Origin of the sequence: Streptomyces sp. NPDC002032 (assembly GCF_042890765.1) — a bacterium.
Taxonomy (GTDB): Bacteria; Actinomycetota; Actinomycetes; order Streptomycetales; family Streptomycetaceae; genus Streptomyces.
Genome location: NZ_JBIASM010000006.1, coordinates 23,661 through 49,666, shown reverse-complemented (window position 1 = coordinate 49,666; position 26,006 = coordinate 23,661). Strand labels below are relative to the sequence as shown.

Annotated in this window: 22 protein-coding genes; 8 read left to right on the top strand and 14 right to left on the bottom strand. The window is 70.4% G+C overall.

Annotated elements, in window-relative coordinates; genetic code table 11:
• The first annotated feature begins 75 nt into the window (after nt 1–75).
• Nucleotides 76–699 carry a GNAT family N-acetyltransferase gene (locus tag ACFYYT_RS16160; protein WP_351822105.1) on the top strand — a complete coding sequence of 208 codons (624 nt, stop codon included), beginning with the start codon at nt 76–78 and terminating at the stop codon, nt 697–699.
• 78 nt (nt 700–777) lie between these two features.
• Here ACFYYT_RS16160 and trxA read toward each other — a convergent pair whose 3' ends face one another.
• The 7 genes from trxA to ACFYYT_RS16125 form a co-directional block, all read right to left on the bottom strand.
• Complete coding sequence (gene trxA / locus ACFYYT_RS16155; RefSeq protein WP_351822107.1) at nt 778–1,113, bottom strand: thioredoxin; 336 nt, start codon at nt 1,111–1,113, stop codon at nt 778–780.
• A 49-nt stretch (nt 1,114–1,162) separates the two neighbouring features.
• On the bottom strand, nt 1,163–2,122 hold the full coding sequence (gene trxB, locus ACFYYT_RS16150; protein ID WP_351822110.1) for a thioredoxin-disulfide reductase: 960 nt from the start codon (nt 2,120–2,122) through the stop codon (nt 1,163–1,165).
• Nucleotides 2,123–2,268: 146 nt separating this feature from the next.
• Nucleotides 2,269–3,261: a hypothetical protein gene (locus ACFYYT_RS16145; RefSeq protein ID WP_351822112.1), complete on the bottom strand. Its 993-nt coding sequence runs from the start codon at nt 3,259–3,261 to the stop codon at nt 2,269–2,271.
• Nucleotides 3,258–3,968: an RNA polymerase sigma factor SigM gene (gene sigM / locus ACFYYT_RS16140; RefSeq protein ID WP_351822115.1), complete on the bottom strand. Its 711-nt coding sequence runs from the start codon at nt 3,966–3,968 to the stop codon at nt 3,258–3,260. The genes ACFYYT_RS16145 and sigM overlap by 4 nt, the downstream gene beginning before the upstream one ends.
• Before the next feature lie 25 nt (nt 3,969–3,993).
• Nucleotides 3,994–5,715: a protein kinase family protein gene (locus ACFYYT_RS16135; RefSeq protein WP_351822118.1), complete on the bottom strand. Its 1,722-nt coding sequence runs from the start codon at nt 5,713–5,715 to the stop codon at nt 3,994–3,996.
• 126 nt (nt 5,716–5,841) lie between these two features.
• Nucleotides 5,842–8,019 (bottom strand): murein biosynthesis integral membrane protein MurJ, encoded by a 2,178-nt coding sequence (gene murJ / locus ACFYYT_RS16130; protein ID WP_351822121.1) that lies wholly within the window; start codon nt 8,017–8,019, stop codon nt 5,842–5,844.
• 46 nt (nt 8,020–8,065) lie between these two features.
• Nucleotides 8,066–10,333, bottom strand: a complete 2,268-nt coding sequence (locus ACFYYT_RS16125; RefSeq protein ID WP_351822124.1) for a DUF6049 family protein — start codon at nt 10,331–10,333, stop codon at nt 8,066–8,068.
• A 182-nt stretch (nt 10,334–10,515) separates the two neighbouring features.
• Here ACFYYT_RS16125 and ACFYYT_RS16120 point away from each other — a divergent pair, with 182 nt between their 5' ends.
• Nucleotides 10,516–11,958, top strand: coding sequence for a CCA tRNA nucleotidyltransferase (locus ACFYYT_RS16120; protein WP_351822131.1), 1,443 nt, complete (start codon nt 10,516–10,518; stop codon nt 11,956–11,958).
• Nucleotides 11,959–12,000: 42 nt separating this feature from the next.
• Here the strand turns inward: ACFYYT_RS16120 and ACFYYT_RS16115 are convergent, their stop codons facing one another.
• From ACFYYT_RS16115 to ACFYYT_RS16105, 3 genes are all read right to left on the bottom strand, one after another.
• The gene (locus tag ACFYYT_RS16115) at nt 12,001–13,281 is read right to left on the bottom strand and encodes an MFS transporter (protein WP_351822134.1); all 1,281 of its coding nucleotides are present in this window, start codon (nt 13,279–13,281) and stop codon (nt 12,001–12,003) included.
• 105 nt (nt 13,282–13,386) lie between these two features.
• Entirely contained in the window at nt 13,387–14,469 is a 1,083-nt protein-coding gene (locus ACFYYT_RS16110) for an inositol-3-phosphate synthase (protein WP_351822136.1), read from the bottom strand.
• Nucleotides 14,470–14,519: 50 nt separating this feature from the next.
• The gene (locus ACFYYT_RS16105) at nt 14,520–15,122 is read right to left on the bottom strand and encodes a PadR family transcriptional regulator (protein ID WP_351822139.1); all 603 of its coding nucleotides are present in this window, start codon (nt 15,120–15,122) and stop codon (nt 14,520–14,522) included.
• 271 nt (nt 15,123–15,393) lie between these two features.
• Here ACFYYT_RS16105 and ACFYYT_RS16100 point away from each other — a divergent pair, with 271 nt between their 5' ends.
• Both ACFYYT_RS16100 and ACFYYT_RS16095 read left to right on the top strand, forming a co-directional pair.
• Entirely contained in the window at nt 15,394–18,051 is a 2,658-nt protein-coding gene (locus ACFYYT_RS16100; protein WP_351822142.1) for a transglycosylase domain-containing protein, read from the top strand.
• Between the two features lie 89 nt (nt 18,052–18,140).
• Nucleotides 18,141–19,625, top strand: a complete 1,485-nt coding sequence (locus ACFYYT_RS16095) for a glycosyltransferase 87 family protein (protein ID WP_351822146.1) — start codon at nt 18,141–18,143, stop codon at nt 19,623–19,625.
• A 12-nt stretch (nt 19,626–19,637) separates the two neighbouring features.
• Here ACFYYT_RS16095 and ACFYYT_RS16090 read toward each other — a convergent pair whose 3' ends face one another.
• The 3 genes from ACFYYT_RS16090 to ACFYYT_RS16080 form a co-directional block, all read right to left on the bottom strand.
• On the bottom strand, nt 19,638–20,669 hold the full coding sequence (locus ACFYYT_RS16090; RefSeq protein ID WP_351822149.1) for an alanine racemase: 1,032 nt from the start codon (nt 20,667–20,669) through the stop codon (nt 19,638–19,640).
• 67 nt (nt 20,670–20,736) lie between these two features.
• Complete coding sequence (locus tag ACFYYT_RS16085; protein ID WP_351822152.1) at nt 20,737–21,855, bottom strand: peptidoglycan bridge formation glycyltransferase FemA/FemB family protein; 1,119 nt, start codon at nt 21,853–21,855, stop codon at nt 20,737–20,739.
• Between the two features lie 132 nt (nt 21,856–21,987).
• Nucleotides 21,988–22,308: a hypothetical protein gene (locus ACFYYT_RS16080; protein WP_351822155.1), complete on the bottom strand. Its 321-nt coding sequence runs from the start codon at nt 22,306–22,308 to the stop codon at nt 21,988–21,990.
• 253 nt (nt 22,309–22,561) lie between these two features.
• On the opposite strand from ACFYYT_RS16080, the gene rpsF reads away from it, so the two are divergent.
• From rpsF to rplI, 4 genes are all read left to right on the top strand, one after another.
• A complete protein-coding gene (gene rpsF / locus ACFYYT_RS16075) occupies nt 22,562–22,852 on the top strand; it encodes a 30S ribosomal protein S6 (RefSeq protein ID WP_004950685.1) in 291 nt (96 codons plus the stop codon).
• 72 nt (nt 22,853–22,924) lie between these two features.
• A complete protein-coding gene (locus ACFYYT_RS16070; RefSeq protein ID WP_351822158.1) occupies nt 22,925–23,524 on the top strand; it encodes a single-stranded DNA-binding protein in 600 nt (199 codons plus the stop codon).
• Nucleotides 23,525–23,567: 43 nt separating this feature from the next.
• Nucleotides 23,568–23,804, top strand: coding sequence for a 30S ribosomal protein S18 (rpsR, locus tag ACFYYT_RS16065; protein ID WP_005315025.1), 237 nt, complete (start codon nt 23,568–23,570; stop codon nt 23,802–23,804).
• Nucleotides 23,805–23,822: 18 nt separating this feature from the next.
• The gene (rplI, locus tag ACFYYT_RS16060) at nt 23,823–24,269 is read left to right on the top strand and encodes a 50S ribosomal protein L9 (protein ID WP_214930771.1); all 447 of its coding nucleotides are present in this window, start codon (nt 23,823–23,825) and stop codon (nt 24,267–24,269) included.
• A 164-nt stretch (nt 24,270–24,433) separates the two neighbouring features.
• On the opposite strand, the gene ACFYYT_RS16055 is transcribed toward rplI, so the two are convergent.
• A complete protein-coding gene (locus ACFYYT_RS16055) occupies nt 24,434–25,771 on the bottom strand; it encodes an MATE family efflux transporter (protein ID WP_351822161.1) in 1,338 nt (445 codons plus the stop codon).
• Nucleotides 25,772–26,006 lie beyond the last annotated feature (235 nt).

Sequence of the window (26,006 nt, the reverse complement as noted above, 5' to 3'; positions counted from 1 at the left end):
GAGCGTCACCGCACCCTGCCTCTTCGGGCGATGTCCGCACTCGAAGATGCGGGGTGCAGTGGTTACGATGCCGTCATGGGTCGTCGGCTGGTACCGCTCACGCTGGACAACCTCCAGGACCTGCCAAGGCGTTGCAGGAGCTGCGTGTTCTGGGAGCTGGATCCCGTCAGCGGCGGGGCCGCCGTGAAGGCGGGCACCTCGGAGCAGGAGAAAGAGGCGTGGATCTCCGCCGTCCTGCTGGACTGGGGGTCCTGTGGCCGGGTGGTCTATGTGGACGAGGTCCCGGTGGGGTTCGTGCTCTACGCCCCGCCCGCTTACGTGCCGCGCGCCGCTTCCTTCCCGACCGGTCCGGTCTCCTCGGACGCGGCGCAGCTGATCACGGCCTGGATCATGCCCGGATACCAGGGGCAGGGCCTGGGGCGGGTGATGGTCCAGACGGTCGCGAAGGATCTGCTGCGGAGGGGGTTCAAGGCGATCGAGGCCTTCGGCGACGCGCGCTGGGAGCGGCCCGCCTGCCTGCTGCCGGCCGACCACCTGCTGGCGGTGGGCTTCAAGACCGTACGTCCTCATCCGGCCCATCCGCGGCTGCGGCTGGAGCTGCGGACGACCCTGTCGTGGAAGGAAGACGTCGAGCTGGCCCTGGACCGGCTCCTCGGCGGGGCACGGGCGCGCAAGGAGCCGGTGCTGCGACCGCTGTGAGCGCGGAACGGCGCCGGATGCGTGAAACGGGGCCGCCCCTGGAGGGGCGGCCCCGTTTCACGTGAAACACGGTGCGCGTCAGACGGCCTTGACCTCGACGAAGTCGGAGAGGTCCCGCAGGATCGCGGCCTTCGGCTTGGCGCCGACGATGGTCTTGGCGACCTCGCCGCCCTGGTAGACGTTCAGGGTCGGGATCGACATCACGCCGTACCTGGCGGCCGTCGCCGGGTTCTGGTCGATGTTGAGCTTGACGATCTCGATCTGGTCGCCGTACTCGGCCGCGATGGCCTCCAGGGACGGGGCGATCTGGCGGCACGGGCCGCACCACTCGGCCCAGAAGTCCACCAGGACGGGCTTGGTGCTGGCCAGGACCTCGGCGTCGAAGTCGGCGTCGGTCACGGTCTTGAGAGCCACAACGGCCTCCTCTTGATACGGGGTGTGGGGTGTGGGGATGGAGCGCGGATCAGACGGTGGCGGTCGCGTGCTCGGCGTCGGCGAGGGCGGCGAGGAAGCGCTCGGCGTCGAGGGCGGCGGAGCAGCCGGTGCCGGCCGCCGTGATCGCCTGACGGTAGGTGTGGTCCACGACGTCACCGGCGCCGAAGACACCGGTGAGGTTGGTGCGCGTGGAGGGGGCGTCCACCTTGAGGTAGCCCTCGTCGTCCAGGTCGAGCTGGCCGGTGAAGAGTTCGGTGCGCGGGTCGTGGCCGACGGCGATGAAGAGGCCGGTCACGGGCAGCTCGGAGGTCTCCCCGGTCTTGGTGTTGCGCAGGGTGAGGCCGGAGAGCTTCTGCTCGCCGTGGATCTCGGCGACCTCGCTGTCCCAGGCGAAGCTGATCTTCGGGTCGGCGAAGGCGCGGTCCTGCATGGCCTTGGAGGCGCGCAGGCTGTCCCGGCGGTGGACGATGGTGACCGACTTGGCGAAGCGGGAGAGGAAGGTCGCCTCTTCCATCGCCGTGTCGCCGCCGCCGACCACGGCGATGTCCTGGTCCTTGAAGAAGAACCCGTCACAGGTGGCGCACCAGGAGACACCGCGGCCCGAGAGGGTGTCCTCGTTGGGCAGACCGAGCTTGCGGTGCTGGGAGCCGGTGGTGACGATGACGGCCTTGGCGCGGTGCACCGTGCCGGCGGTGTCGGTGACGGTCTTGATCTCACCGGTGAGGTCCACGGCGACGACGTCGTCCGGGACGAGCTCGGCACCGAAGCGCTCGGCCTGGCCGCGCATGTTGTCCATGAGGTCCGGGCCCATGATCCCGTGCTGGAAGCCGGGGAAGTTCTCGACCTCGGTGGTGTTCATGAGCGCGCCACCCGCGGTGACGGCGCCTTCGAAGACCAGCGGGTTGAGCGAAGCGCGTGCGGTGTACAGGGCGGCCGTGTAACCGGCCGGCCCGGAGCCGATGATGATCACGTTTCGTACGTCGCTCACGGGTTCTTTCCTCGTCTCTGCGGACTTCTTGGTGCCTACCGGGGGCCGGTGCGGACTCTCACCCCACCCAACGGATCCTAAGGCGCCCGCATTCCCCACATCTCCGCCTCCGGGTCGAGGCGTGCCCGGTTCTGCCTCCGTGCGCCTCAGTTCCGGGGATACGTGCTGGTCAGAAGGGGCTTGCCCGGCGCCTGCGCCGTCGGATCGTCCGCGCAGCCCGCGGGCACGAGGTACGCGTCCACCAGGGAGGGGTCCGCGGGGTGCGCGAGGAGGACGAGGTAGACGGGCGTGCCCTCGTAGTCGCCCCGCTCCGAGGCCACCGGGGTTTCCGTGCGGCCGGTGGACCGCAGCACGCAGGGGGGAACCGGTGCGGGCTCCGGTGAGGCCTGCCGGCCGGAGGGAGCCTGCTCGGGGGCGGTGTTGTCCAGCCCCATCGTCTTGTTGGTGTGGTTCTGGCCCGCCGTGGCGAGGAGCCGGTGGACGGAGTCCGGGAGGCCCTGGGCCGTGTAGCCGCCGCTGCCTTGGGAGCGGGCGGCGCTCGACGTCTGGTGCGTGGCGCTGTCGGGCGCGCCGGTGCCCGCGAATCCGCCGAACAGGTAGACGCCGAGCACGCAGGCGGCGGCTCCGGACAGACCGGCGAGCACCGCGATCCTGCGGCGCGCGCGGCGCCGTCCCGGGCCGGTTGGCCCGGACGGGTGACCGGTGGGCCGCAGGGCCCCGCTCCGGCCGGGCGCGGGCGCGGATGTTCCGGCGGAAGTCTCATCCGGTGCCTCAACGGATGCTTCAGCGGATGTTTCACGTGAAACATCGGCCCCGGTCTCGGGTGCGCTCTCGGCAGGAGGCGCGCCGACGGGCGCGGCGGCCCGCGAGACGGTGGCGTCGAGGAGCGCCTCGGCGGCCAGGGCCGCGTCGATGCGTCCCGCCACGGCGGAGGGCATCCGCGGAGGGCCGGGCAGCGTGCCGAGCAGGGAGCGGATCTCCTCCAGGGACGCGCGTACGTCGGCGCACAGGGAGCACGCCCCGAGGTGGCGGCGCACCTCGGTGCTGCGGGACGGGGAGAGCAGGCCCTCGGTGAGGTCGGAGATCTCCGAGACCTCCGGGTGCCGGATCGTGCCGGCAGTGCCGGTCGTCGGGGTCACGGTCGTCCACCTCCGCCCTTCACAGCGTCTGGGTCTGGATCCCTGGAGCCGGAATCCCTGGCGTCTGCCGCAGGTGGGACGGGCGTCCCCGGCGTCCGGTTCCTTCCCCGCTCCGTGGCGGTGTTATCCCCGGCATTCGAGCGCAGATGAGTGAGCAGTGGGAGGAGTTTCGCCCGGCCGCGGGCGCAGCGGCTCTTCACGGTGCCGGTGGGGACGCCCAGGACGAGGGCGGCCTCGGCGACGGGGTACCCCTGCATGTCGACGAGGACCAGGGCGGCCCGCTGATCGGGCGGGAGGGTGCCGAGGGCGGCCAGGAGCTGGCGGTGGAGGTCCTGGCGCTCCGCGGGGGCCTCGGCGGACTCGTGGGGCTCCAGGAGGCGCTCCAGGCGGTCGGTGTCGTCGAGCGGTGAGGTCCGGCGGGAGGCGGCCTTGCGCGCGCGGTCCAGGCAGGCGTTGACGGTGATCCGGTGGAGCCAGGTGGTCACGGCGGAGTCGCCGCGGAAGGTGTGGGCGGCGCGGTAGGCGGAGACGAGCGCGTCCTGGACGGCGTCGGCGGCCTCCTCCCGGTCGCCGAGCGTGCGCAGCGCGACGGCCCAGAGCCGGTCGCGGTGACGGCGTACGAGCTCGCCGAAGGCGTGGGGGTCCCCGTCGACGTGCAGCGCCATGAGTTCCCGGTCGCTGCGTTCCCCGTGCGCGGCTTCGTCCAACGGTGAGCCCCTCCCCTGGTGTGTGTCAGCCCTTGAACTTCACATCCGTGAGGCCCTGCTTGTACCCGGCGTTGCTGAAGTCGTCGTAAGGGGCGGAGGGCATGGCGGTGATCCACACGAGCACGTACCGGGTCTTGACCGGGTTCTCCGCGGTCAGGTTCACGGAGGTGTCGTTGGTCGTGGTCCCCGCGATCTTCTTCATGCCGTCGACCGACTTCTTCGGGTGCATGGAGTCGGCCGCGTACAGGGTCAGGGTGGTGTGGTCCCCGGGGAACCTCAGCAGTATCGAGGCCGCGCTGACCTCGTGCTCCGCACCGAGGTCGTAGATGATCCCGACGCCGTCCTTGATCTTGACCTCGGGGCCGTCCAGGAAGCTCTTGGTGCGCCAGTAGGTCGACTTGTCCCCGTCGAAGCTCTTGGAGACCCCTTCGGCGTTCTGCGGGTTGCCGTCCGGGAAGTACTCGGCGGCGCCCTTGACGGAGAGCGGAACGGGGTCCTTCTTCTCCGGGGTGTCGTCCGTCTTCTGCTGCTGGGTGCGCGTGGTGTCGCCGTTGCCCTGCTTGCTGTGGTTCAGCAGGGTGTCCGCGAGCTGCCAGCTGCCCAGGCCGAGGGCGGCGATGAGCAGTGCGGCGACGCTCCACTTCAGGGCGCGGCCGGTGCGGCTCTGCAGCGGGGGCGGCGGCGGGACGGCCTGGGCGGACAGGACGGTGGGCGCGCCGATCGGCGTGGGCCGGCCGTAGCTGCCCTGCTGGTACGTGGTGTGCTGGTACTCGGGCGGGGCGGTGAAGGCGGGCTCCGGCGGCTTGATGCGGGGCATCGCCGCGACGGCCTTGGAGAGCTCCTCCGGCGTGGTGCAGGCGGGCTCCTGACGGGACGCGGTGGCCCCGTCGTTGGCCAGGGCGCGCATGGCGAGCTCGCCGAGGCCCCGGTGGACACCGGCGCGGACCTGGTCGGGAGCGATCAGCCCGACGCCCTTGGGCAGGCCGGTGAGGCCGTAGGCGTCGTTCTCGTACGGCCAGCGCTGGGTCAGGGCGGCGTACAGGAGCGCGCCGATGGCCTCGGTGTCGGCCTGCTGCGGGGTTTCGCTGGTGATGCCGCGCAGGGCGGCGTTCACGGCGAGGCCGCGGATGCGGTACTGGCCCGTGGAGGTGCGCAGTATCGCGCTGGGCGTCAGGCGCAGGTGGGCCAGGCCCTCGCGGTGGGCGGCGGCCATGGCCTGGGAGACCTGGCTGACCAGCTGATAGGCCTCGTGGGGCTCCAGCGGGCCGGCCGCGAGGATGGCGGTGAGTTCGGTGGCGTCGGGCAGCCACTCGTGGACGACGTAGACGAGGTCGTTCTCCTCCACGGCGTCGAGGACCTGGACGAACCGGGGGTCGCCGAGCAGGGCGGAGGAGCGGGCGGCGGCCAGTACGGAGCGGGCCCGGGGGTGGTCGGCGGGCAGGAGGTGGACGCCCACCGCGCGGCGCAGCTTCTCGTCCATCGCGCGCCAGCTGCTGAATCCGTCCAGACGGGTGACGCACTCCTCCAGCCGGTAGCGCCGGGCGAGCTTGTGTCCGCTGTGCAGTTCGGGTGCGGCCGCCGGTGCCGCGCTTCTGCGTTCGCCGTCCTTCTCTGGCATGGGTCCGTCCGCGGCTCGTCCGTCCTGGGTGTCCACCCCGTCGGCCGTGGCCTTGGCCGCATCTGCGGCCAGCGGCTCGTCGCCGCTGTTGTCGGCCACGTCGACGGCAGCCGTGCTACGTTCCGCCACCGTCGTCCCTGCCTCCCCATCCGTTGCGCGCTGTCGGCCAGTCTGCGAAGCCATGCCAATTGTGCCCACAGTCCGGCGCTCCGCACGACACGCGATCGGGGTCCGGTCCGTCAGCGGGTGCCCGCATCAGCGACCCAGACGTCCGCGGACCATCCCGACCATCGAGTTGAGCTCTTCGATCCTCATCCGCTTCGCGGCGATGAGGAAGACCGCGCCGAGTGCGATGCCGCCACCGACCAGGGAGGCGAGGGAACCCGCGGCGTTGTTGCCCAGCCAGTGCGTGATGGCGTAGGCCACGCCGCCCGCCACCGCGGCCGCCGGTACGCAGGCGCCGATCAGGCGGGTGTAGGTCCGCATCACGTGGGCGCCGTCGAGGTCGCCGCCCAGACGCTTCTTCAGGCGGCGCCAGGCCACGCCGACGCCGACGGCGTAGCCGAGACCGTAGGCGGCGGCCATGCCGACGACGGCCCAGCGCGCGGGCAGGACGAAGAAGGCGAGCGCGGAGACGCCCGCGTTGACGGCCGCGACGATGACGGTGTTGTAGAAGGGGGTCCGGGTGTCCTCGTAGGCGTAGAACCCGCGCAGGACCACGTACTGGACGGAGTACGGGATCAGGCCGAGGCCGAAGGCCATCAGGATGTAACCGATGTTGGTGGCGTCGTCGGCGCCGGTGCTGGCGTACAGCAGGGTCGCCATCGGAACGCCCAGGGCCAGGAAGGCGAAGGCGCAGGGCACGATCGCGACCGCCGAGGTGCGCAGGCCGTAGGAGATGTCGTCGCGGACGGCCGCGGCGTCCCCGTCGTGCGCGGAGCGGGAGATGCGCGGCAGGACCGCGGTCATCACGGAGACGGTGATGATGGCCTGCGGCATCTGCCACAGCAGCAGGGCGTAGTTGTAGCCGGTGATGCCGGTACCGCCGTGGCCCTGCTTGTCCGCGATCTCGCCCGCCCAGGTGGCGAGCTGGGTGACGACGACGAGGCCGATCTGGTTGGCGAGGACGAAGAAGAACGTCCACTTGGCCAGTCCGGCGGCCTTGCCGAGGCCGTGACCCTTCCAGTCGAAGCGCAGGCGCATCTTGAAGCCGGCGTCGCGCAGGTAGGGGAGCATCGCCAGGGACTGCACGACGAGGCCGAGGAGGGTGCCGATGCCCAGCAGGCGGACGCCCTCGGCGGTGATGGTCTGCTCGGTGACCCCGGTGCTCGTGAAGCCGCCGAACGCCCAGATGAAGGCGCCGAAGGTGGAGATGACGATGATGTTGTTGAGGACCGGGGTCCACATCATCGCGCCGAACCGGCCGCGGGCGTTGAGGATCTGACCCAGGACCACGTGCACGCCCATGAAGAACATCGTGGGCAGGCAGTAGTGGGCGAACGCGACGGCCACGTCGAGGCGCTGCGGATCGTCGGCGATCTTCTGCGACATCATGCCGATGAAAAGGGGTGCGGCGAGGACGCAGACGACGGTCACCGCGCCCAGCAGTACGACGACGAGCGTCAGCAGCCGGTTGGCGTAGGCCTCTCCGCCGTCGTCGTCGTTCTTCATGGCGCGGACGAGCTGGGGGATGAACACCGCGTTGAGGGCGCCGCCGCCGACGAGGACGTAGATCATCGTCGGCAGGGTGTTGGCGACCTGGTAGCTGTCGTTGAGGGAGGCGACGCCGATGGCACCGGCGATCACCAGGGTGCGCGCGAAGCCGGTGAGGCGGGAGACGATCGTGCCGGCCGCCATCAGCGCGCTGGACTTGAGCAGGCTGGACGCCCGGCCGGCGGGCTTCGCCGGAGCCGGGGCCGCCACGGGCGCCTCCTCGGCCGGGGCGCCGGGGGCGGCCTGCTGGTCGCGGTAGAGGTGCGTGAAGGCGTCGGGCTGGGGCTGCTCGTCCGTCGCGCTGGTCACGAGCGAGTCCACACCGACGAACTGCGTCGTCGTCGCGTGGTCGCCGTACGGCAGGTGGCGGGAGGGGCCGTCGGGCTCGGGCGGCGGGGTCTGGGCCCAGACGCGCGGGTCGGGGCCGTGCGAGGGCGCCTGCGGGGCCGCGTACAGCGGGCCGGGCTCCTGGTAGGTGCCGGGCGGGGGCGGGGGGTGCGAGGCCCGGTCGTAGAGGACCTCGGCGACGGGGTCCTGTGCCGAGAGGTCCTGCGCCCGGTACGGGTCGTAGTCGTAGGCGTCCTGGACATAGGGGTCGTGGTCCGGCGCGGGCGCGGGCGCGGGAACCTGCCCGGGCACCGGAGTGCCCGGAGCAGTGCCCTGGGAGGGCGTCGGCCCGCCAGTGCCCTGCGCGCGGTCACCGTCGTACGGCGCGTTCATCGCAACCCCACCTCATCGTCCCCAGGCCGAACGGCCACGGCATCGCTCAACGGTCCACTGTCTCACCCGGGCCGGACCCCTCGGCGCTTTGCGGTCCGGTGTCCGTGGACACGTCACTCGGCTGCGTGTCCTCCTCGGTGACCGCCCGCGCGGCGACGCGCTTGCGGCTGGCGTACATCTTGATGCCCGCCAGGACGAGGAGGAGCACGCCGCCGGCGATGACGAGCATGACGGTGGGAGTGATCTCGGTGGCCTCGACGGTGAACCTGCGTTCCTTGCCGTAGGGCACGCCGTCCTTCGTGAAGAGCCGTGCGGTGACCTCGACCGGACCGCTCGCCGTGGCGTTGGCGGTGAACTTTACCGTCTGGCTGTGGCCGCCCTGGACGGTGACCTCCTGCTCGGCCTCACCGCTGTCGCCGAACATCAGACGGGTGGGATTGGCGGACTTCACGCGCAGTACGAGGTTGTGGACGTCCTGGACGAGGCTGTTCTGGACGCTGACCGGGATGGTGGCGCTGTGCCCGGAGAGGGTGGCGTCCGACTTGGGGACGACCTTGACCTTGTCGGCCAGTCCGATCAGGTAGTCCTGGACCTGGTCCCGGTAGATGCGGCCGTCGTCCTCACGGCCGCGCCAGGTGGTCGACATCTCCCGGTTCGTGGTGTTCCCGAAGGGAATCTCGACGCGGTCCGGCGCCGTGAGGATGACCTTGAAGTGGTCGAGGGTGCTCTGCGTCGTACGGATCTGCTCGAACGCCGACACCGGAAGTTCCTGCTTGCTCAGCGCCTCCGGGTACTGGCCCGCGCCGGGGACCTGGGTCGCGGCGCCCGGGTCGGGCTTCGCGGCGGCGGTCGCCTCCAGGTCGGAGGGCTGGGTCCAGCGCGCCCCCTGGAGGCCGCGCAGGGCCGTGGCCATCGAGTCCACCTGGCTGGCGGTGGGCCTGCGCTGGGGCGTGACGACGTAGCTGCGGGGCTCTTCGCTGTTCTGCAGGTTGAGGGCGAGGCTGTGGGCCAGGAACTGCTGGATGGCCAGGGTGGAGTCCCCGGCGCGGGCCATGTCGCCCTCGAAGGCGGTGGAGAGGTCGGCGTCGGCGACGACGGCGGTCGTGCCGGCGCCGATGGGACGGGCGGCGGACGGCGTGTAACCGAGGGTGCCCGTCTCCTGGAGGCTGTCGCTGCGGGTCAGGACGTTGTGCGCGCCGGCCGAGGTGGCGACGTTGACGATCGACGGGTCGATGGCCCCGTCCACCGGCCACGAGAAGTCGGTGGACGGGGTGACGTGGAGCACCGTCTCGACGGCCTGCTTCGCCTTGTCCGTGGCCGGGCGCAGCTGGCCCAGGGTTCCGGAGACGTCCTTGCCGTGGTGGGCGAGGGAGGCGAGGTCCGGGTCGGCGAAGGGCAGCGCGACGACCTTCTTGCCCTGGACGGCGTTCTCCAGGGCGCTCAGCCACTGCTCGGCGACGGCCTTGTTCTTGCCCGGGAGGGGCTTGCCGTCGGGGTCGGGGCTGCGGACCCGGTACCCCTTGGTCATGGCGTCGACGGTGGTGAGCAGGTCGGGATCGATGACCCAGGTGACCGGGAGGTCCTTGCCGAGGGAGACCATGCGCTCCAGGCGGCCGCCCGGTGCCAGCTCGGCGGCGAGCGAGTCGTCGAGGAAGACGGGGGTCTGGAGCTCGTCCGAGCCGGTCTCCGCGCTGACCCGGGTGGTGGAGATCAGCGGCCAGACGTAGGTGAGGGAGGACCGCTTCGCGGCGGGGTCCGGCTGCCAGGGCAGGAAGGTCCGTTGGATGCCCAGGACCTGCTCGGACGGGTGGCTGTCGGTCGTACCCGACAGGGAGATCCCGAGTTGGTAGACGCCGTCCGCGCCCAGGTCCAGCTTGTTGACCGGCACCTTGATCGTGAACTGCTGGGCGACCTTCGAGGGCAGTGAGTCGACCTTCACGGCGAACGCGGAGTCGATCTCCCCCGGGTCCACGCCGGGCCGGAAGCCCTTGCGGTCCGCCACCTCGCCGATGGAGGAGCGGTCGCCGAGCATGGGGCCGACCCGGAGACCGACGTGGGCGCCCTTGATCGTCTCCCGGCCGTTGTTGACCACCGTCCCCGAGATGGTGAGCGTGTCGCTCTTGACCGGAGCGCTGGGGGACACCTCGTTCAGCTGGACGTCCACGGAGCTGTCGGCGGCCTGGGCCGGTGGCGCGGGGGCGTAGATCAGGGCGGCCAGTACCGGCGTCCCGGTGAGCAGGACGACCGCCCGCCGCAGCCATCGGCGCCGGGCAGGGGAGGGAGCTGCCCCCTGGATGTCTGCCGCCTCGGCCACGCGCCCGCCCGTCCTCGAAGTGTCAGTGGTCGTCGTTTCTGCGTCCACGCATGGTAACGAGGCGCGCTGTGCACGAGTGCCGCGCCTTGCTCCACATGATCGCTGCGGTCCGTGGCCCCGGGGCACGGGGGCCCGGGAAACGAGGACGCCCCCGCCGGGCGGGCCACGTACCCTTTTCTGTTGTGCCGAACGCCAATGAAGACACCCCCCGTGCCCTGAGTCAGGTGCAGCGCCGAGCGGTCAGTGAACTGCTGCGGGTCGCCCCTGTCGCCGACGAGCTCGGCCGCCGTTTCCAGGAGGCGGGTTTCCGCCTCGCCCTGGTCGGCGGTTCCGTCCGCGACGCGCTGCTCGGGCGTCTCGGCAATGACCTCGACTTCACCACCGACGCGCGTCCCGAGGCGGTGCTGAAGATCATCCGGCCGTGGGCCGACTCGGTGTGGGACGTCGGCATCGCCTTCGGCACGGTCGGCGCGCAGAAGGACGGCTTCCAGATCGAGGTGACGACGTACCGCTCCGAGGCGTACGACCGCACCTCGCGCAAGCCCGAGGTCTCCTACGGCGACTCCATCGAGGAGGACCTGGTCCGGCGCGACTTCACGGTCAACGCCATGGCCCTGGCCCTGCCGGAGCAGGAGTTCGTCGACCCGCACGGCGGCCTGGAGGACCTGGCCGCCGGCGTGCTGCGGACCCCGGGCACCCCGGAGGACTCCTTCTCCGACGACCCGCTGCGCATGCTGCGCGCGGCCCGGTTCGCCGCCCAGCTGGACTTCGAGGTGGCCCCCGAGGTCGTCGCGGCCATGAAGGCCATGTCCGACCGGATCGAGATCGTCTCGGCGGAGCGGGTGCAGGGCGAGCTGAACAAGCTGCTGCTGTCCGCGTACCCCCGCAAGGGCCTCGGGCTGCTCGTGGACACCGGTCTCGCGGACCGGGTGCTGCCCGAGCTGCCCGCGCTGCGGCTGGAGAGCGACGAGCACCACCGGCACAAGGACGTGTACGACCACTCGCTGATCGTGCTGGAGCAGGCCATCGCGCTGGAGGAAGACGGCCCGGACCTCGTCCTGCGGCTGGCGGCCCTGCTGCACGACATCGGCAAGCCCCGGACCCGCCGGTTCGAGAGCGACGGCCGCGTCTCCTTCCACCACCACGAGGTGGTGGGCGCGAAGATGACCAAGAAGCGCATGACCGCGCTGAAGTACTCGAACGACATGGTCAAGGACGTGTCCCGGCTGGTGGAGCTGCACCTGCGGTTCCACGGCTACGGGGACGGGGAGTGGACCGACTCGGCGGTGCGGCGCTACGTGCGCGACGCGGGCCCGCTGCTGGGGCGCCTGCACAAGCTGACCCGGTCGGACTGCACCACCCGCAACAAGCGCAAGGCCAACGCGCTCTCCCGGACCTATGACGGCCTGGAGGAACGGATCGCCCAGCTCCAGGAGCAGGAGCAGCTGGACGCGATCCGCCCGGACCTGGACGGCAACGAGATCCAGCGGGTGCTGGAGATCGGCCCGGGCCCGGCGGTGGGCAAGGCGTACGCCTTCCTGCTGGAGCTGCGTCTGGAGAACGGCCCGATGGGCCACGACGCGGCGGTGGCGGCCCTCAAGGAGTGGTGGGCCACCCAGGCCTGAGCTCCGGCCGGGCATGTTTCACGTGAAACATCACGCGATGTTTCACGTGAAACGTCGCGCGTCCCGGCGCCCCTGCCCGTGCAGGAGGGCGGCCGTGGCCGCGTAGAGGACGGACACGCCCAGGACCAGGGCGGGCGACCTGCCGTCGGCGGGGAGCACCAGGGCGGCCACCGCGGCGGCGCCGACGAAGGCCACGTTGACCAGGACGTCGTACACGGAGAAGACCCGGCCGCGGAAGTCGTCGTCGACCTGGGACTGGACGACGGTGTCGGTGGAGATCTTGGCGCCCTGGGTGGCGAGACCGAGGACGAACGCGGCGGCGAGCATCGGGCCGGGGGCGAAGGCCAGGCCGAGCGCCGGGACCAGGACGGCGGCGCCGGCGGCGCAGGCGACGATCCACCCCCGTGTGCCCAGCCGGCCGACGAGCCAGGGAGTGACGACGGCGGCCGCGAAGAACCCGGCGCCCGAGACACCGATCGCCATGCCCAGCAGCGCGAGCCCGTCGGCCTCGTCGACCGACCAGGAGTAGCGGCAGAGCATCAGCAGCATGACGAAGAGGGCGCCGTAGCAGAACCGCATCAGGGTCATCGCGGTGAGCGCCTGGGCCGCCTCGCGCCGGACGGCCAGGTGCCGGAGGCCCTGGACCATGCCCCGCACGGTCAGGGCCACCCCCTGGGCGACCGTGGGGTGGACGCGGCCCGGCGGGTGGTCGGGCCCGAGGAGTCCGGCGGCCAGCCGCAGGGCCGCCAGGCCGGCGCACAGGTAGAAGGCGGCGCCGAGGAGCACGACCAGGGCGTTGGAGTCGGAGACGCCCAGCCGCACGAGGAAGGCGAGGCCTCCTCCGGCGGTCGCCGCCAGGGTTCCGGCGGTGGGCGAGAGGGCGTTCGCGGTGACCAGCTGGCCGGCCCCGACGACCCGGGGCAGGGAGGCGGCGAGCCCGGCCAGGACGAAGCGGTTGACGGCGGTCACGGACAGGGCCGAGGCGTAGAACAGCCAGTCGGGCACGTGCGCGACGATCAGCACGGCCGTCACACAGGCGAGGAAGGCCCGCAGCAGGTTGCCGTAGAGGAAGACCTGCCGGCGCCGCCACCGGTCCAGCAGCACCCCCGCGAAGGGGCCGATCACGGAATAGGGCAGCAGCAGTACGGCCATGGCCGAGGCGATGGCCGCGGGCGAGGTCTGCTTCTCCGGCGAGAAGACCACGTAGGTGGCGAGGGCCACCTGGTAGACCCCGTCGGCGGCCTGGGAGAGCAGCCGTACGGCGAGCAGGTTGCGGAAGTCCCGCAGGCGCAGGAGTACGCGCAGATCACGTACGACGGGCATGAGGGCAAGGGTCACACACGCCGAGGGTCCCCGGGCACATTTGCCCGGGGACCCTCGGCGGAAGAACAGTCGAAGACCAGGTGTCCTTGAGGACGCCGGGTTCGGCTAGCGCTCGACCTCGCCCTTGATGAACTTCTCGACGTTCGCGTACGCCTCGTCGTCGAAGTACTGCACCGGCGGGGACTTCATGAAGTAGCTCGACGCCGACAGGATCGGGCCACCGATGCCGCGGTCCTTGGCGATCTTCGCGGCGCGCAGGGCGTCGATGATGACACCGGCGGAGTTCGGGGAGTCCCACACCTCGAGCTTGTACTCGAGGTTCAGCGGGACGTCGCCGAAGGCGCGGCCCTCGAGGCGGACGTACGCCCACTTGCGGTCGTCGAGCCACGCGACGTAGTCGGACGGGCCGATGTGGACGTTCTTCTCGCCGAGCTCCCGGTCGGGGATCTGCGAGGTGACGGCCTGCGTCTTGGAGATCTTCTTCGACTCGAGGCGGTCGCGCTCGAGCATGTTCTTGAAGTCCATGTTGCCGCCGACGTTGAGCTGCATGGTGCGCTCAAGACGGACACCGCGGTCCTCGAACAGCTTCGCCATCACGCGGTGCGTGATGGTCGCGCCGACCTGGGACTTGATGTCGTCGCCGACGATCGGGACACCGGCCTCGGTGAACTTGTCCGCCCACTCCTTGGTGCCGGCGATGAAGACCGGGAGGGCGTTGACGAAGGCGACCTTGGCGTCGATGGCGCACTGGGCGTAGAACTTCGCCGCGACCTCGGAACCGACGGGCAGGTAGCAGATCAGGACGTCGACCTGGCGGTCCTTGAGGATCTGGACCACGTCGACCGGAGCCTCGGCGGACTCCTCGATGGTCTGGCGGTAGTACTTGCCCAGGCCGTCGTGGGTGTGGCCGCGCTGAACGGTCACGCCCGTGTTGGGGACGTCGCAGATCTTGATGGTGTTGTTCTCGCTGGCGCCGATGGCGTCCGAGAGGTCGAGGCCGACCTTCTTCGCGTCGACGTCGAACGCGGCGACGAACTCGATGTCACGCACGTGGTAGTCGCCGAACTGGACGTGCATCAGACCGGGGACCTTGGCCGCCGGGTCGGCGTCCTTGTAGTACTCGACGCCCTGCACCAGCGAGGCGGCGCAGTTGCCCACGCCGACGATGGCTACGCGAACCGAACCCATTCCGGTTGCTCCCTGTTTGTTCTCGGAACGAGGTCTGCGAGCTGCAGACCTCATTTTGCAGTTTCGTCGGACGGACCGGGTCGTCTCTGATCCCGTCCCGCCCGCTCGCTCTCGATGAGCTCGTTCAGCCAGCGCACTTCACGCTCCACGGATTCCATTCCGTGGCGTTGCAGCTCGAGCGTGTAGTCGTCGAGGCGCTCCCGGGTGCGGGTGAGGGAGGCACGCATCTTTTCCAGACGCTCCTCCAGCCGGCTGCGCCGGCCCTCCAGCACGCGCATCCGCACCTCTCGTTCGGTCTGGCCGAAGAAGGCGAAGCGGGCGGCGAAGGACTCGTCCTCCCAGGTGTCGGGGCCGGTGTGGGAGAGGAGCTCTTCGAAGTGCTCCTTGCCCGCGGCCGTCAACCGGTAGACGATCTTTGCGCGGCGCCCTGCGAGTGAAGCGGCGACGGCGTCCTCCGGGGCGTTGCCCGGCTCCTCTATCAACCAGCCGTTGGCGACCAGCGTCTTGAGGCAGGGATAGAGGGTCCCGTAGCTGAACGCCCTGAAGACCCCCAGCGAGGTGTTGAGCCGCTTGCGCAGCTCGTAACCGTGCATGGGGGATTCGCGGAGCAGGCCGAGGACGGCGAACTCGAGGATGCCTGAGCGCCTGCTCATCCGCCTGCTCCTCTCCGCCCCTGAGTTTATGCCGAGCTGATGTATCGGCTCGATACATCCAGACGATAGAACGGGCCGCCCGCATCGACAAGGGGTGACGTGGTGACCGGCGTCACATCACCAATTCGTACGACGCAAGTTGCCTGATTTGGGGTGAACTTCGGCACTGGTTGGGTTTTGACCGTGCGTAGTCTGTGCGGGCAAGACTCCGGGGGAACCGGAATCACCTGCCGCTTCCAGGCCACTCGCCTGCCCGAGGAGTAGTCGTTCGATGAGCGAGCACCGCCGCAAACCGCCGCAGTCCCAAGGTGGCGGCCGCGCCGCCTCCCGTCGGGCTGCCCAGCAGCGCCCCGGCCGGGGCTCAGGCCCCGGGCATGACGTGCCCACCGCTTCGCCCTCCGCTCCGCCCGGCGGACCGCACGCGGGGCAGTCCGCGTCCGGCAGCCGGGCCGACGCCCGCCGGGCCACCCAGCGAGGAGCCGCGGGCCGCGGCCGCGCGGGAGGCAAGGGGGGCAAGGGCGGCAAGGGCGGCCGGCTCATCAACTACCCGCGCGCCGAGAAGGAGGGCTGGAAGCGTTTCGTCCCCTCCTGGAAGCTGGTCGGAGGCACGACGCTCGGCTTCTTCTCGGTCATCGTCGCGGGCGCGGGCATCGGCATCGCCAGTGTGGGAACGCCCGATGTGAACAAGGCCGCCAAGGCCCAGAACAACGTCTACGAGTGGGCCGACGGCAGCCAGATGGTGGCGACGGGCGGCTCCACGAACCGCCAGATCGTGCCCATCGACCAGATTCCCCTGTCGATGCGGAATGCCGTGATCGCCGCGGAGAACCAGTCCTTCGAGACGGACAAGGGCGTCGACCCGACGGGCATCGCCCGCGCCGTGGTCAACATGGCCTCCGGCGGCTCCACCCAGGGCGGCTCGACGATCACCCAGCAGTACGTGAAGAACATGTACCTGGATTCCGAGCAGACCCTGAAGCGCAAGGTCACCGAGCTCTTCATCTCGATCAAGCTGGGCGTGTCCGAGCGGAAGGACACCGTCCTCGCGGGCTACCTGAACACCGCCTACTTCGGCCGCGACGCCTACGGCATCCAGGCCGCCGCCCGCGCCTACTTCGGCAAGGACGCCAAGGACCTCAACCCGTCCGAGAGCGCCTTCCTCGCCTCCATGCTCAAGGGCCCCAACCTCTACAACCCCGACGGGGGCGCCGGCAGCGCCGCGACCCCCGAGGCCAACGAGAAGCGGGCCCGCGCGCGCTGGGCCTGGGTCCTGGACCGCGAGGTCGCCGTCGGCCGGATGGAGCAGTCCGAGCGGGACAAGTACAAGGACTTCCCCGAGCGGGTCGACCTGGCCCAGGGCCGCGGCCTCACCGGGCAGATCGGCTACCTCGTCGACGTGGCCAAGGCGTACGTCATGAAGACCGGCGACATCAGCGCTGAGAAGATGGCGCTCGGCGGCTACACGATCCGCACGACCTTCGAGAAGCCCAAGGTCGACGCGCTCGTGAAGGCGGTCGAGGACACCCGCAACGACTTCCTCGACGAGAAGAAGCGCCCCGAGTACGACACCTTCGTCCAGTTCGGCGCCGCCTCGGTGGACGTGAAGTCCGGGGCGATCGTGGCCCTGTACGGCGGCCCCGGCTTCGACCAGAAGCACTTCACCAACAACGCCAACACCTCCGGCGTCCCCGTCGGCTCGACCTGGAAGCCGTACGTCCTGGCCGCCGCCCTGGAGTACGGCACCCAGAACTCCAAGGGTGCGGGCATCTCGATCGACAGCAAGTACAACGCCGACGACCTCACCGTCATCAACAACCGTGACGGCAAGCCGCTCCTCGACGACAACGGCAAGCCCTTCCAGCAGAAGAACGAGAGCCCCGAGGCCCACGGCTACGTGACCCTCAACGAGGCGATGCGCCAGTCGATCAACGTGCCGTTCGCCCAGCTCGTCTTCGACGTCGGCCACACCAAGGTCCGCTCCGTCGCGAAGTCCACCGGCATCCTCGAGGAGTCGATGGACAAGAACGACAACGCCTCCTTCGCCCTGGGCACCTCGACCCCCAGCGCGATCCGGATGGCCGACTCGTACGCCACCTTCGCCGCCTCCGGCACCCACCGCGAGCCCTACTCGGTGCAGACGGTCCAGAAGGACGGCAAGGCCCTGCCCGGCTTCGAGCCCCCGAAGGAGGCCCGGGCCATGGACGACGCCGTAGCGAACAACATCACCAAGGTGCTGCGGAACGTCGTCGAGAACGGCACCGGCACGAAGGCGAAGAAGCTCGGCCGGCCCGCCGCGGGCAAGACCGGCACCACCGACCAGAACAAGTCGGCCTGGTTCGTCGGCTACACCCCGCAGCTGTCCACCTCGGTGACCCTCTTCCGCAACGACCCCAACGCCAAGGGCAAGGACCGCAAGCTGCTCTCCATGAACCACGTGGGCGGTGTCGACTCCATCCACGGTGGTGACATCCCGGCCGTGATCTGGACCGAGTACATGCGCGAGGCGCTCAAGGGCACCCCGAGCAAGGACTTCCCGGAGGCGGAGGACATCGGCGTCGTCGCGGACGCGGCCGGCGCCCCGAAGCCCACGCCCCCGGCGGCCCCCACCCCGTCGGTCTCGCCCTCGACCTCCCCGTCCACCTCCCCGTCGATGGTCTCCCCGTCCCCCTCCGACGGCGGCAAGCCGTCCTGCAAGCCGTGGAACATCTTCACCTGCGACCCGCAGACGGCGGCCGGCGCGGGCAACGGTGGCAACGGGAACGGCGGCAACGGCGGCCGCGGCGGCGCCGGCAACGGTGGCAACGGGAACGGCGGCAACGGCGGACTGCCCGCCGGCGGCACCACCGGGGAGCCCTCCCCGTCCACCGGCAGGCCCGGCAGGCCCGGCGGAGTGACCAGCTGGGGCACCAGCACGGGCGCCGGCGGCTGACCGGCCACCCGCCCCCGTACCGGTGAGGGCCGTCGCACCCCGTGCGGCGGCCCTCCCGCGCGTCCGGCCGCGTACGGCAGGATGAGCGCATGACCAAGGTGCACGAGGACCGGCCCGTACTGCCCACGCAGCAGGACGAGGTCTCCGCCGCCGGCAGCGAGCTCATCGGCGGCCCCATCGGCCGCCGCGCCCGGCTGGGCGGCCACTGGCTGAACCCGGTCCGCGTCGTGGTCCTCGTGGCCATCGGCATGTTCGCGCTCGGCATGGCCCAGAAGGTGCCCTGCTACGACTGGGCGTGGTTCCGGGGAGCGGGCTCGCAGTACACCCACGCCTGCTACTCCGACATCCCCCACCTGTACTCCGCCCGCGGCTTCGCCGACGGCCTCGTGCCCTACCTCGACCGGTTCCCCGACATGGCGGCCGACCCCAAGTACGGCGGCATGCAGTACCTGGAGTACCCGGTGCTCACCGGGGCCTTCATGCAGGTCGCGGCCTGGCTGACGCCCTCGTCCGGGAGCATGCAGCACCGCGAGCAGCTGTACTGGATGGTCAACGCCGGCATGCTGATGGCCTGCGCCGCCGTCATCGCCGTGTGCGTGGCCCGCACCCACCGCCGCCGCCCCTGGGACGCCCTGCTGTTCGCCCTGGCCCCGGCCCTCGCGCTCAACGCGACCATCAACTGGGACCTGCCCGCCGTCGCCCTGGCGGCCGTGGCGATGCTGATGTGGGCGCGCAGCCGTCCGCTGCTCGCCGGCGTCTTCATCGGCCTGGCGACCGCGGCCAAGCTCTATCCGGTGCTGCTGCTCGGGGTGCTGTTCGTACTGTGCTGGCGCGCCGGGAAGTGGCGGGCGTTCGGCGCCGCGGCCCTGGGCGCCGTCGTCTCCTGGCTGGTGGTGAACGCTCCGGTCATGTTCCTCGCCTGGGACGGCTGGAAGCGCTTCTACGTCTTCAGCCAGGAGCGGCCCATCGACTTCGGCTCCGTGTGGCTGCTGATCTCCCAGCGCACCGGCAACCCCCTGGAGGGCGCCAACGCGTACGCCACCGGGCTGACCCTGGTGCTGTGCCTGGCCATCGGGCTGCTCGCGCTGACGGCCCCCAGGCGGCCTCGCTTCGCCCAGCTCGCCTTCCTGGCCGTCGCCGCGTTCATCCTGGCGAACAAGGTCTACTCGCCGCAGTACGTGCTGTGGCTCATCCCGCTCGCCGCGCTGGCCCGGCCGCGCTGGCGGGACTTCCTGATCTGGCAGGCCGGCGAGATCGCGTACTTCCTCGGGATCTGGTTCTACCTCGCCTACACGACCAGCGGGGACAAGCACCAGGGCCTGCCGGTGGAGGGCTACCAGGTGGCCATCGCCGCACACCTGCTGGCCACGCTCTACCTGTGTGCCGTCGTCGTACGGGACATCCTGCTGCCGGAGCGCGATGTGGTCCGGCGCGACGGCTCGGACGATCCCTCCGGAGGCGTCCTGGACGGGGCCGAGGACGTGTTCACGCTCTCGGACAAGACGAAGGCGCCGCGGGACGCGGCGCCTTCGGAGGGACAGCGGGTCGACTGGGGAACGGATCCCCGGCACTGACCGAGGGGGTGCTCAGGCGTCGAGCACCCGGTCGAACTGGGTGGTGGTGTGCCGCAGGTGCGCCACCAGCTCGTCGCCCACACGGGGCTCGGTCGCGTCCGACGGCACGAACAGGATCGACACCTGCATGTGCGGCGGCTCCGCGAACCAGCGCTGCTTGCCCGCCCACACGAAGGGCGACAGGTTGCGGTTGACGGTGGCCAGGCCGGCGCGGGCGACGCCCTTGGCACGCGGCATCACGCCGTGCAGGGCCTTCGGGGCCTCCAGGCCCACCCCGTGCGAGGTACCGCCCGCGACGACGACCAGCCAGCCGTCGGAGGCGGCCTTCTGCTGGCGGTAGCCGAAGCGGTCACCCTTGGCGACCCGGGTGACGTCCAGGACGGCGCCCCGGTACTGGGTCGCGTCGTGGTCGCCCAGCCACAGCCGGGTGCCGATCCTGGCCCGGAAGCGGGTCTGCGGGAACTGCTGCTGGAGCCGCGCCAGCTCCTCGGCCCGCAGGTGGCTGACGAACATGGTGTGCAGCGGCAGCCGGGCCGCGCGCAGCCGGTCCATCCAGCCGATGACCTCCTCGACGGCGTCCGAGCCGTCGGGGCGGTCCAGGGGCAGGTGCAGGGCGAAGCCCTCCAGCCGGACGTCCTCGATCGCCGACTGGAGCAGGCCCAGGTCCTGCTCGGAGATGCCGTGGCGGCGCATCGAGCTCATGCACTCGATGACCACGCGGGCGCCGACCAGGCCGCGCACCCCGTCCACCGAGGAGACCGAGCGGATGACCCGGTCGGGCAGCGGCACCGGCTCCTCGCCCCGCCGGAACGGGGTCAGGACCAGCAGGTCGCCGCCGAACCAGTCCTTGATCTTGGCGGCCTCGTACGTGGTCCCGACGGCCAGGATGTCGGCGCCCATCCGGGTCGCCTCCTCGCACAGCCGCTCGTGGCCGAAGCCGTAGCCGTTGCCCTTGCAGACCGGGATCAGTCCGGGGAACTGATCGGTGATCTGCTTCTGGTGCGCACGCCAGCGCGCGGTGTCGACGTAGAGCGTGAGCGCCATGCCCGTCCGGAGCCTCTCTGGGAAAGCTGCTTGGTGCAGCGGTGCGGGGTGTGGGGGTGGGGCGGGGTCAGCGGCGGGACATGTAGATGTCGAGCGCCTTGTGCAGCACCTTGTTGAGCGGGAAGTCCCACTCGCCGACGTACTCGACCGCCTCGCCGCCCGTGCCGACCTTGAACTGGATCAGGCCGAACAGGTGGTCGTTCTCGTCCAGCGTGTCGCTGATGCCGCGCAGGTCGTAGACGCTCGCGCCGAGCGCGTACGAGTCGCGCAGCATGCGCCACTGCATCGCGTTGGAGGGCCGGACCTCGCGCTTGTGGTTGGCGGAGGCGCCGTACGAGTACCAGACGTGCTGCCCGACGGTGAGCATCGTGGCCGCGGCCAGGGGCTCGCCCTCGTGCTGGGCGATGTACAGGCGCATGCGGTTGGGGTCCTCGGAGTTGAGGGCCGTCCACTGGCGCTGGAAGTAACTGAGCGGGCGCGGGCGGAACTTGTCGCGCTCGGCCGTGATCTCGTACAGGTACTGCCAGGTCGGCAGGTCGTCGTAGCCGCCCTGGACGACCTCGACGCCGGCCTTCTCGGCCTTCTTGATGTTGCGGCGCCACAGCTGGTTGAAGCCCTTGAGGACGTCGTCCAGCGAGCGGTTCGCCAGCGGCACCTGGAAGACGTAGCGGGGCTGGACGTCACCGAAGCCGGCGCCGCCGTCCTCGGCCTGCTGCCAGCCCATGCGGCGCAGCTTGTCGGACACCTCGAAGGCGCGGGGCTCGATGACCGAAGCCTCCACGTCGCGCAGGCGCTTGACGTCCGGGTCCTGGATGCCGGCCTTGATGGCGGTGGAGTTCCAGCGGCGGATGACGACGGGCGGGCCCATCTTCACGGTGAAGGCGCCCTGGTTCTTCAGGTGCGCCAGCATCGGCTGGAGCCATTCCTCCAGGTTGGGGGCGTACCAGTTGATGACCGGGCCCTCGGGGAGGTACGCGAGGTACCGCTTCACCTTGGGCAGCTGCCGGTACAACACGAGAGCGGCACCCACGAGTTCGCCGGACTGGTTGAACCAGCCGAGGTTCTCCGAGCGCCACTCGTTCTTGACGTCGGCCCATGCCGGGACCTGGCAGTGGCTAGCCGAGGGCAGGCTCTGGAGGTAGGCCAGATGCTGCTCTCGGCTGATGGTGCTCAGGGACAGGCTCATGCGGGGTGTCTCCTCCGGCGGCTTCGCTGGCTATGGCGCGAAGCCTACTGCGACGGGGGCGCCACCCTTATGGGGGACGGGCCGGAGCCCCGGCCGGTGGAAGGCCGGGGCTCCGCCCTGCGGGTCCCCCGGTCAGCCCAGCCAGCCGCCGAAGAGGCCTCCGTGCGCCATGCCGAGGAAGAAGCCGATGGCAGACGCGCCAAGGCCGATGATCAGTGCGAAGCGCTCGCGTGTCGTGACCGAGATGAACTGGCCGTAGAGCCCGGTCACGATGCCGACCAGCCCCGTCCAGGAGCTGAGCAGGTGCAGATTATGAAAGAACGCAGTGACGAACGCCACGGCGCCGAGGACGAGGGTGACCGCCATCAGGGTGTCCTGGAGCGGATGGGGCTTGCCGTCGGTGGAGAAGAGCGAGATCGACTGGGAGGACTGGCGACGCATTGCCTGTGCCATCTGAAGGCACCTCCTGGCTGCAGCAGAGCGGTGCTGCGGGGCCGCCCCCGGCGGGAGCCGGAGGGCATAGCACCGAGCACACCCGGTGCCTACAGATTGTGGCCCTCTCCTGCCGGATTTCAACCGGAAGGAGTCGACGGGGTAGTCTGTACGGTCTGCGCGGTGTCTGCTCTCGGACACCGTGCGACACGCATCACGACCCTCCTGCCACGGAACGACCGTGGCCGCTGAGTCCAAAGGAGGTGGGTTCCACATGCGTCACTACGAAGTGATGGTCATCCTCGACCCCGATCTCGAGGAGCGCGCTGTCTCCCCGCTGATCGAGAACTTCCTCTCCGTCGTCCGTGAGGGCAACGGAAAGGTCGAGAAGGTCGACACCTGGGGCCGTCGTCGTCTCGCTTACGAGATCAAGAAGAAGCCCGAGGGCATCTACTCGGTCATCGACCTCCAGGCCGAGCCTGCGGTCGTCAAGGAGCTTGACCGACAGATGAACCTGAACGAGTCGGTTCTCCGGACCAAGGTCCTTCGCCCCGAGACCCACTGAACTTCGGTTCAGCGGTAATCGGGACCGAGTAGCACAGCAGCCCAGCAGCAATCCCCGCCGAGAGGTTCATCCATGGCAGGCGAGACCGTCATCACGGTCGTCGGCAATCTCGTCGACGACCCCGAGCTGCGCTTCACCCCCTCGGGTGCGGCGGTCGCGAAGTTCCGTGTCGCGTCCACTCCCCGCACCTTCGACAAGCAGACCAATGAGTGGAAGGACGGCGAAAGCCTGTTCCTGACCTGCTCGGTCTGGCGTCAGGCGGCGGAGAACGTCGCCGAGTCGCTCCAGCGAGGCATGCGCGTCATCGTGCAGGGCCGGCTGAAGCAGCGGTCGTACGAAGACCGTGAGGGTGTCAAGCGCACGGTCTACGAGCTGGACGTCGAGGAAGTCGGCCCCAGCCTGAAGAACGCCACGGCCAAGGTCGCCAAGACCACCGGTCGCGGTGGTCAGGGTGGATACGGCGGCGGCGGTCAGCAGCAGGGCGGCGGCGGTGGCAACTGGGGCGGAGCCCCCGGTGGCGGCGCCCCCCAGGGCGGCGGAGCTCCCTCCGACGACCCGTGGGCGTCCAGTGCGCCGGCCGGCGGCCAGCAGCAGCAGGGCGGCGGCGGTGGCGGCTGGGGCGGAAGCTCCGGCGGCTCCGGCGGTGGCTACTCGGACGAGCCGCCCTTCTAGGGCAGCTCGCACCCCCACTTCTTGATTTCACAGGAGAGACACAATGGCGAAGCCGCCTGTGCGCAAGCCTAAGAAGAAGGTCTGCGCTTTCTGCAAGGACAAGACCGCGTACGTGGACTACAAGGACACGAACATGCTGCGGAAGTTCATTTCCGACCGTGGCAAGATCCGTGCCCGCCGCGTTACCGGCAACTGCACGCAGCACCAGCGTGACGTCGCCACGGCAGTCAAGAACAGCCGTGAGATGGCGCTGCTGCCCTACACGTCCACCGCGCGATAAGGAAAGGGTGACCGACTAATGAAGATCATCCTGACCCACGAGGTCTCTGGCCTCGGCACCGCCGGCGATGTCGTCGACGTCAAGGACGGTTACGCTCGCAACTACCTGGTCCCGCGTGGTTTCGCGATCCGCTGGACCAAGGGTGGCGAGAAGGACGTGGCGCAGATCCGCCGCGCCCGCAAGATCCACGAGATCGCGACCATCGAGCAGGCCAACGAGGTCAAGGCCAAGCTCGAGGGTGTCAAGGTCCGTCTGGCCACCCGCGCGGGTGACGCCGGTCGTCTGTTCGGCTCCGTGACGCCGTCCGACATCGCTTCGGCGATCGAGGCGTCCGGTGGCCCGAAGGTCGACAAGCGCCGCGTGGAGCTGGGCTCCCCGATCAAGACCCTCGGTTCGTACCAGGTCTCCGTGCGTCTGCACGCCGAGGTCGCCGCGAACGTGGGCATCGAGGTCGTCGCCGCCTAAGGGCAGCGCGTGAAGGGCCGCACCCCGCTGGGGTGCGGCCCTTCTTCGTTTCACGTGAAACATCGCTCCGGACAACGTGCCCTGGGGCCGCTCCACGGGATGTTTCCCACCACGTTTCACGCGACGCTTCACACCACGTTTCACGCGATGTTTCACGTGAAACGTCAGCGGGTGGCCCCCGCGACCAGCCAGCGGCCCGAGCGGGCCCGCAGCCGCAGGGTGACCATGCGGACCAGCATCATCAGGGTCATGGCCCACCAGAGGGCGCTCAGACCTCCGCCCAGCGCCGGAACGAGCAGGGCGGCGGGTGCGAAGACGGCGAGCGTCAGCAGCATCGCCCGGGCGAGGTAGGGGCCGTCGCCGGCTCCCATGAGGACGCCGTCCAGGACGAAGACCACTCCGCAGACGGGCTGGGCCAGTGCCACGACGAGCAGGGCGGGCAGCAGGGCGTCCTCGACGGCCGGGTCGCCGGTGAAGAGCGGAATGAGGACGGGCCGGATCAGGACGACCAGCAGGCCCAGGACGAGGCCCGCGGCGATGCCCCACTGCACCATGCGGCGGCAGACGGCCTTCGCGCCCACGGTGTCCCCCGCGCCGAGGTAGCGGCCGATGATGGCCTGCCCGGCTATCGCGATGGCGTCCAGGGCGAAGGCGAGCAGGCTCCAGAGGGACAGCAGGATCTGGTGGGCGGCGATGTCGGCGTCGCCCAGCCGGGCGGCCACCGCGGTGGCGATCATCAGGATGGCGCGCAGGGAGAGGGTGCGGACCAGCAGGGGTACGCCGGCCTGGGCGCAGGCCCGGATCCCGGCGGCGTCCGGGCGCAGGGAGGCGCGGTGGCGCCGGGCTCCTCGGACGACCACGACGAGGTAGGCGGCGGCCATGGCGCACTGGGCGATGACGGTGCCCCAGGCCGATCCGGCGATGCCGAGGCCCGCGCCGTAGACCAGGGCCACGTTCAGGCCGCCGTTGAGGGCGAAGCCGCCGATGGCCACGTAGAGCGGGGTACGGGTGTCCTGGAGGCCGCGGATGACGCCGGTGGCGGCCAGTACGACCAGCATGGCGGGGATGCCGAGGGCGGAGATCCGCAGGTACGTCACCGCGTACGGGGCGACGGTGTCGGAGGCGCCGAAGAGGGAGATCAGCCAGGGGGCGGCGGGCAGGACCACGGCGATGACGGCCGCGCCGAGCAGCAGGGCGAGCCAGATGCCGTCCATGCCCTGCCGTATCGCCGCCTGGAGGTCGCCCGCGCCGACCCGTCGGGCGACGGCCGCGGTGGTGGCGTAGGCGAGGAAGACGAAGACGCTCACGGCGGTGGTGAGCAGGGCGGCGGCGATGCCCAGGCCGGCCAGCTGGGGGGTGCCGAGGTGTCCCACGATGGCGCTGTCGGCCATCACGAAGAGGGGCTCGGCGACGAGGGCGCCGAACGCGGGGACGGCGAGGGCGAGGATCTCGCGGTCGTGCCGTCTCGGGGCAGCCTTCGACGCTGGGGGGGCCTGTGTCATGCGTCCAATCTAATCTTCCACAGGTAAGAGATGCAACTGTCTTTTGATCCTTACTTGGCCGCTGACTTGGGCGTTCTCCACAACCCGTTGGAGGCGATCTTGAGACAGTGGCCAAGAATTTTCTTCCCCACAGCCTGAGGCTAAGGAAAGTGCAGGTCAGAGGGGTGTCGGGGTGGGGTTGGTGATTTTGTCCACAGCGTCGTCCCCCGCTCCGTGCACAGCTTCGGGGGACTTA